This is a genomic window from Streptomyces sp. DvalAA-14, assembly GCF_900091855.1.
Lineage (GTDB): Bacteria > Actinomycetota > Actinomycetes > Streptomycetales > Streptomycetaceae > Actinacidiphila.
Map to the genome: position 1 here is coordinate 1 of NZ_FMCH01000001.1, position 7,360 is coordinate 7,360.

6 protein-coding genes are annotated in these 7,360 nt (G+C 70.6%); 2 read left to right on the forward strand and 4 right to left on the reverse strand.

The features are described from left to right. Positions 1-148 precede the first annotated feature (148 nt). Complete coding sequence (locus GA0115240_RS00005; protein ID WP_093734557.1) at positions 149-1,774, forward strand: DUF5010 domain-containing protein; 1,626 nt, start codon at positions 149-151, stop codon at positions 1,772-1,774. Positions 1,775-1,972: 198 nt separating this feature from the next. On the opposite strand, the gene GA0115240_RS00015 is transcribed toward GA0115240_RS00005, so the two are convergent. Further along, positions 1,973-2,998, reverse strand: coding sequence for a GlxA family transcriptional regulator (locus tag GA0115240_RS00015; protein ID WP_107407064.1), 1,026 nt, complete (start codon positions 2,996-2,998; stop codon positions 1,973-1,975). A gap of 150 nt (positions 2,999-3,148) precedes the next feature. Here GA0115240_RS00015 and GA0115240_RS00020 point away from each other — a divergent pair, with 150 nt between their 5' ends. Then, on the forward strand, positions 3,149-3,787 hold the full coding sequence (locus GA0115240_RS00020) for an HD domain-containing protein (RefSeq protein WP_093734558.1): 639 nt from the start codon (positions 3,149-3,151) through the stop codon (positions 3,785-3,787). 83 nt (positions 3,788-3,870) lie between these two features. Here GA0115240_RS00020 and GA0115240_RS00025 read toward each other — a convergent pair whose 3' ends face one another. The 3 genes from GA0115240_RS00025 to adh form a co-directional block, all read right to left on the reverse strand. Next, complete coding sequence (locus GA0115240_RS00025; protein ID WP_093734559.1) at positions 3,871-4,950, reverse strand: hypothetical protein; 1,080 nt, start codon at positions 4,948-4,950, stop codon at positions 3,871-3,873. Next, a complete protein-coding gene (locus tag GA0115240_RS00030) occupies positions 4,950-5,471 on the reverse strand; it encodes a SigE family RNA polymerase sigma factor (RefSeq protein WP_093734560.1) in 522 nt (173 codons plus the stop codon). Before GA0115240_RS00030 ends, GA0115240_RS00025 begins: the two co-directional genes overlap by 1 nt. Positions 5,472-5,686: 215 nt before the next feature. After that, positions 5,687-7,204, reverse strand: coding sequence for an aldehyde dehydrogenase (adh, locus tag GA0115240_RS00035; RefSeq protein WP_093734561.1), 1,518 nt, complete (start codon positions 7,202-7,204; stop codon positions 5,687-5,689). Positions 7,205-7,360 lie beyond the last annotated feature (156 nt).

Sequence of the window (7,360 nt, forward strand, 5' to 3'; positions counted from 1 at the left end):
CCTGATCGCCAACCGCACCGCCATCGGCCCCTGGGAATCGTTCGACCTGATCAACGACTGAACGTCCGCAGCCCGCGGCGCTCCGCGCCGCGGGCTGCCCACCGGCCTGCTCCCCGATCCCCCCATCAGGCGAAGGACCGCTACCCCCATGACCTCGCACCGGACGGCTTTCCGCAGCCGCCGTACCGCGCTCCTCCTGGCCACCCCCACGCTGGCGATCGCGCTCCTGGCAGCGGCGACCCACGTCGACGCGACGCCCGCCGACCCGTCCGCCGCCGCGGCCGGTCACACCGTGGACACCGGCGGCGCCCTGCTGCCGCACCGCGCCGCCACCCCGGCCGCCGCCACCTCCGGCTACCTCGGCGTGACGTTCGGGATGGACACCGACACCCTGAACGGCAACCACCAGAACCAGGGCAACACCATCTACAACCTGCCGCTGTACAAAAGCACCGGCGACCTGAACGCCTTCTGGGACGACTACGTCGAGGAACTCGTCTCCGCCGGGGTCGACTTCGTCGCGGTGGACGTGCGCGGCTACGTACCCGGCACCGCCCAGCCCAACGGCGGCGGCGACCCGCGCATCCTCACCGGCCTCGTCGACGCCATCAACCGACGCGGCGTGGCGAACCAGTTGAAGATCGCCGCGTTCGACGACACGCCCGCCTCGCTGACCGACAAGAAGAACCAGATCGTCCACCACACCGGCGGCTACACCCCGCTCTTCGACATCGGCGACGCCAACGGCACCGGTGAGGGCGGCTACCAGTACATCTGGGACCGCAACCTGCGCCCCTTCTACGCCGCTGTCCCCGACAGCATGCGCTTCAAGGTGGACGGCCGCCCGCTGGTCTACGAATGGTCGATCAACGACTTCGCCTTCACCAACCAGGGCAACGGCAACGCCGCCCGGATGCTGGGCTACGTCCGCTCCCACGCCCAGTCCGAGTTCGGCGTCGACCCCTACATCGTCGTCGACAACAGCTGGCTCTCCCAGGACCCCACGGTCAGCTCGCAGATCGGCGGCGCCGACGGCTGGTTCGGGGTCCCCGGCACCGGCCGCAGCCTGACGACGTTCAACGGCAGCACCTACGGCGTCGCCGTCCCCGGATTCCACTTCGCCGTGGGCTCCACCACCATGGACATCGACCCCGACCACGGCCAGACCCTTGCCGCGAACCTCGCGGCCACCGCCGGGGCCGGCGCCAAGGTCACCCTGGTCGAAGGCTTCACGGACTGGCAGGAGAACGCGGCCCTCACCCGCACCGCCGACGGCAGCTACGACCAGCGCCACACCGATTACCCCGGCCAGATGATCAACATCATGCGGCGCTACTCCCGCACTCCCTTCCCCACCACGCTGCGCGTCGAGGCCGAAGCCGCCGACAGCTACAGCGACACCACCGCCGGCAACCAGTGGAACGTCTACCGGGACGGCAACCTCGACATACAGACCACCCCGGACTCCGGCGGCGGCTGGAACGTCGGCGCCATCGCCGGCGGCGAATGGCTGCAATGGCAGGAGCAGCCCCTGCAAGGCTCAACCACCTTCCACGTCCGGGCGGCGTCCACCAACAACAGCGGGCAGCTGCGCTTCGTGGTCGACGGCCAGGCGGGTCCGACCACCACCGTCCCCAACACCGGTGACTGGCAGACCTACCAGACCATCGACGCCGGAACCTTCACCTTCGCCCCCGGCACCTACCACACCGTCCGCATCGAATTCCTCACCGGGAACGTCAACCTCAACTACTGGACCGCCACCCACAACTGACCCGCACGGGCAGGGAGCTGCGCGGACCGCATCCCGAGCAGCGGAACATGGAGAGGAGGTGCTGGCGGGGGTGTGCCGCGTGGCGGTGCCTCTGTACGGGACGGTCGGCGCCCCCGGTGGCGGCGCTCAGCGTCCTCACCGACCCCGCACACCACCTGGAACGGCTCGCGGACGCGGCCCGGCAGACCGGCCGGGTGATCAGCGCGCTGCTGCGCCAACGGCGCCCGGCCCCGCGTCGACATCACCCGACCCGTCGGCACGGTCAGCCCGGTGCGTGGTCCTGAACCGCCGCTGATAGGCCGCCGGGCTCATCGACATCTCCCGCGCGAAGACCCGCCGCATACTCTCGTAGCTCGGGAAGCCGGCGAGGTCCGCCGCCTGCGCGGTGGCATGGCCCTGGTCGAGCAGCGCTTTCGCCAGGTCGAAGCGAATACTCTCCACATACCGGGCGGGCGTGGTGGACAGTTCGTCGCGAAACAGCCGGGTGAGATGCCGGGGGCTCACATGCAGCTGCCCGGCCAGCGCGGTGACCGAGTGGTCGCCATGAGGATCAGCCGCCACCAGGTCGGTGATTCTGCGAATGGCGGGGGACCGGGGCGGCGGCCCGTGGAGCGGGGCGGAGAACTGGGACTGGCCGCCGGCGCGCTGCAGATAGACGACCAGGGAGCGGGCGACATCGCGGGCCAGCGCGGGTCCGTGGTCCTCCTCGACCAGCGCGAGCGCCAGGTCGATGCCGGCCGTCACACCCGCCGAGGTGTAGGTGGAGCCGTCGCGGACGTAGATCGCGTCGGGGTCGACGCGGCTCGCCGGGGAGCGGGAGGCGAGCCGGTGTGCGACCTTCCAGTGCGTGGTCGCCCGCTTGCCGTCCAGGAGCCCGGCGGCGGCAAGGACGAACGCCCCCGTGCAGATGGACACGATCCGGCCCGCCCCGGGCGCCAGGGTCCGGACCGCCTCGACCACGTCAGGTGCGACCGGATCGCGCGGGTAGAGATCGGTGCCGGCCACCATGAGCGTGTGGGCGGCGGCCGAGGCCGCGGCGGCGTCGACCCCGATCCGGATGCCGAGCGACGAGGTGACGTCCGCCCCGGTCGGCGACAGCATCACCAGACGGTAGTCGGCCCCGGACCTGTTCGCCTCCGCGAACACCTCCGCGGGACCCGCGACATCCAACAGGGTCACACCGTCGTAGACGAGCATCGCCACCTGGTGCGTGGCCGAGGTCACCGTATGTTCTCCTCCTGTCCGGATTCGAGTGGTCCATGGCCGGACTCAGGCGGCGCGAAATGCCCCGTGTTGGCAGCCTGGAAAGTGCGGACATCAATTCCTAGCACCATGTCCATTCCTAGCACACCGGCACCGGGAAGAGCGCAGACGATGAGCGAGACCATAGCGGGGACAGAGATTCCGGAAACGGCGGCGGTCGCTGACGCCACCCGCCTCGCCCAGGAGACCACCAGCCCCCTCATCTACCATCACTCCCGGCGTGTCTTCCTCTTCGGCATGCTGCACGCCCGCCGACTCGGCCTGGAGCCCGATCCCGAATTGCTCTACCTGTCCGCGATGTTCCACGACACCGGCCTGCTGCGGCCCTTCTCCGGAACGGAACAGCGTTTCGAGGTCGACGGGGCCGACCACGCGCGCGCCTTCCTCCTCGACCGCGGCTTCCCGGCCGGCGCCGCCGACGCGGTCTGGACGGCGATCGCCCTGCACACCACGCCGGGAATCCCCAGCCGAATGGGCCCGGAGATCGCCGCCACGCAATTCGGCGTGCTGACCGACGTCCTCGGTTTCCAGCTGGACGAACTGGAGCGCGCTCACGTCGACGAGATCACCGCGGTCCATCCTCGGGGCGACTTCAAGAACGAGTTCCTGCAGACCTTCGTCGAAGGGCTCAAAAATCGCCCCGAGACCACGAATGGCACGGTGAATTCCGATGTGCTGGAGCACTTCATTCCCGGATTCCACCGCACGACGACCGTCGAGCGCATCAGCACCGCGCCCTGGCCGAGCTGACCGCGAAGCCGCCCGACGGTCACCGCGTCGAGCAGCCGCCGAGCCGTCGTACAGGCACCGCCGGCCGGGGCGGCGGCTGCCGGTCAGCCCAGTACGTCGGCTGTCCAGGCGCGCCGGTCCGTTCCGAGGAGGGTGAACTTCTTCAGCCACGCCTCGGGCCCGCCCACGGCGCGGTAGGCGTTGACGCCGTACGGCGAGTTCGTGCAGACGCTGAGGCCGTGTGCCTGCAGGCAGGTTTGCCTGTCCTGCGGGCGAGGGGAGTTCGGGGCGGCTGCGCCCTTCGTGGCCGGGGGAGGGCCCGGGCGGATCGTGGTGGTGATGGACATCCCGTCGACCGTGAAGCTGACGCTGCTGGTCCAGGGAAGGTGCTCGTCGCCAGGGATCGGCTGCGCCTGCAGGAGGTCGGCGCTGGCGAGCTTCACCGGCGCGGGCACGCCGCTGATCCGGTACGCCAGCGGGACCGCCCGGCGGGCCACGACCACCCCCTCGGCGATCCGGTGCAGGGTCTGCTGTGCGTCAGTCCCGGTCAGATACGTGGATTGCATCTCGGCCCACCGGCCGTCCGCGGTCTGCCAGCGCAGGTACCAGTCACCCCCGGGCGCCCAGGCGGTCGTCGGGCCCTTCCCCACCCAGTAGGCGGGGCGGCCGCCGACCGGCGCCGCCTGGACCCGGTACTGTCGCGGGCCTCCCGGGTACCAGGGCCGCCCGGTGGAGGGCGTCGTTCCGGCGGGGTAGACCTTGAGCCACACGATGGGCGCCAGCGATCCGCCGTCCGGAATCCTGCCGGTGGCCCGCAGGACCGTGCCGCCGTGATCCGGAAGGTAGTCGACCCCGGTGAAGCCGGCCGGGAGCCACCCGTAGGACGCCTCCACGACCAGCGGGTCGGTGGCGCGCTCGACGCTGGCCGGGGCCGCTGCGGGCGCCGGACTCTGCGCGCGGTCGCCGACGGAGGGGAGCAGGGACACCGCCACGGTCGCCGCCGCGGCGACCGCCACCGTGCCCGCTGCTGCCAACCGCTTGCGGCGCAGACGGAGCCGGCCGTCCCGCATCGCCCGGGCGATGTCGATGCCCCTGCCGGGTGCGGTCGAAGCCGCCAATTCAGCCAGCCCCTCGGCCAGTTCGTCGAGGGCTTCGCTGGTCGGTTCGTCGGTCGGGTGGTGCATCACAGGGTCCTCCCCGCGGCGGTGACGGAACGGGTGTCGAGCACTCGGCGCAGCGCCTGGAGGCCGCGCGACGTCTGGCTCTTGACGTTTCCCGCGGAGCAACCGAGCACATCGGCGGTCTGCTCGATGGTCAGGTCGTGGAAATACCGGAGCACCAGGGTCGCGCGCTGCCGGGCAGGAATGACGGCCAGCGCCCGCCGCAGGTCCAGCGATCCTTCCGGATCGGTCGGCGGCGCCTGGACCTCCGCCCCCGCACGGCCCGACCGCCGCAGCACCAGCCGCTGCCACGCCGAGCGCTGCTCGGCCAGAAAGATGTTCACCAGGACGGCCCGGGCGTAGCCGTCCGGGTTTTCCACGCGCCGCATCCGCCACCACTGGACGTACAGCTTGGTGAGGGTCTCCTGCACCAGGTCATCAGCCCGGTGCCGGTCGCAGCAGAGCAGAAAGGCCACTTTGCGCAGCCAGTCCGCTCTGGACTCGGCGAACTCCCTGAACTCCTCGTCGCGCCCGTGCTCCGACATGGATGGACGCTCCTCTCCGGGCGTACGACCGCGCCCAACACCCTGATGCGCGCCGCGCCGTGAAAGGTTGCACGGATCGGACTCGCACGCCGAGTTCCTGACCGGGGCCCAGGACCGCGCCAACAGTGTGTGCGCGAACCTCCGACGCGTGCGGGGGATCGGGAAAAGGGCGCCCGGCGGGCAGTTGCCCGGCTCGGACGCCCTTTTCCTGCGGGCTAGAAGAAGCCCTGCTTCGTCGCCGAGTAGCTGACCAGCAGATTCTTCGTCTGCTGGTAGTGCTCCAGCATCATCTTGTGGTTCTCCCGCCCGATCCCTGAGTTCTTGTACCCGCCGAAGGCCGCGTGGGCGGGATAGGCGTGGTAGCAGTTGGTCCAGACCCGGCCCGCCTTGATCTCGCGGCCCATCCGGTACGCGGTGCTGCCGTCCCGGGTCCACAGGCCGGCGCCCAGCCCGTACAGCGTGTCGTTGGCCAGCTTCAGGGCCTCGTCCACGGAGTCGAACGTGGTGACCGAGACGACCGGGCCGAAGATCTCCTCCTGGAAGATGCGCATGTCGTTGGTGCCGCGGAAGACGGTCGGCTCGATGTAGTAGCCGCCCGGCAGGCCCTCGACGCTGCGCTTGGCGCCGCCGGTCAGGATCTGCGCGCCCTCCTGCTTGCCGATGTCGATGTACGACAGGATCTTCTCGTACTGGTCGTTGCTGGCCTGCGCGCCGAGCATGGTGGCCGGGTCCAGCGGGTCGCCGCCCTTGATGGCCTTGGTGCGCTCCAGACAGCGGGCCATGAACTCGTCGTAGATGGGAGCCGCGATCAGCGCCCGGGACGGGCAGGTGCACACCTCGCCCTGGTTGAGGGCGAACATCACGAACCCCTCGACGGCCTTGTCCAGGTAGTCGTCGTCGGCGGCCGTCACGTCGGGCAGGAAGATGTTGGGGCTCTTGCCGCCCAGCTCCAAGGTGACGGGGATGATGTTCTCACTGGCGTACTGCATGATCAGCCGGCCCGTGGTGGTCTCCCCGGTGAACGCCACCTTCGCCACCCGCGGGCTCGACGCCAGCGGCTTGCCGGCCTCCACCCCGAAGCCGTTGACGACGTTGACCACGCCGGCCGGCAGCAGGTCGGCGATCAGCTCCATGACCATCAGCAGGCTCGCCGGGGTCTGCTCGGCCGGCTTGATCACCACGCAGTTGCCCGCGGCCAGGGCCGGCGCCAGCTTCCAGGTGGCCATCAGGATCGGGAAGTTCCAGGGGATGATCTGGCCGACGACGCCCAGCGGCTCGTGGAAGTGGTACGCCACGGTGTCCACGTCGATCTCGCTGACGCTGCCCTCCTGGGCGCGGATGGCCCCGGCGAAGTAGCGGAAGTGGTCCACCGCCAGCGGCAGGTCGGCGGCCAGTGTCTCGCGGACCGGCTTGCCGTTCTCCCAGGTCTCGGCGACGGCCAGCTTCTCCAGGTTCTCCTCGATCCGGTCGGCGATCTTGTTGAGGATCAGCGCGCGCTCGGTCGGCGAGGTACGGCCCCACGGCCCGGCCGCCGCGTGCGCGGCGTTCAGGGCGAGTTCGATGTCGGCGGCGGTGGAGCGGGCGACCTCGCAGAAGGTCTCCCCGGTCACCGGGGACGGGTTGTCGAAGTATCGGCCCTCGACCGGCGCGACCCAGTCGCCGCCGATGAAATTGTCGTAGCGGCGGGCGTAGGTGACGATGCTGCCTTCGGTGCCTGGCTGCGCGTAGACCATGGCGGCGCTCCCGAAAAACGCGAGGGTAGGGTGCCGCCCACTGTGGCCGCCCGAGGTTGGCGAAAGGTTGGTGCGTGCGGACCGCGGCCCGGGCCCGCAGCCGCGACCCGGCGGCGCAACCCGGTACCGCGGGCCCGCCGGTGGCCCCGCCCGGCG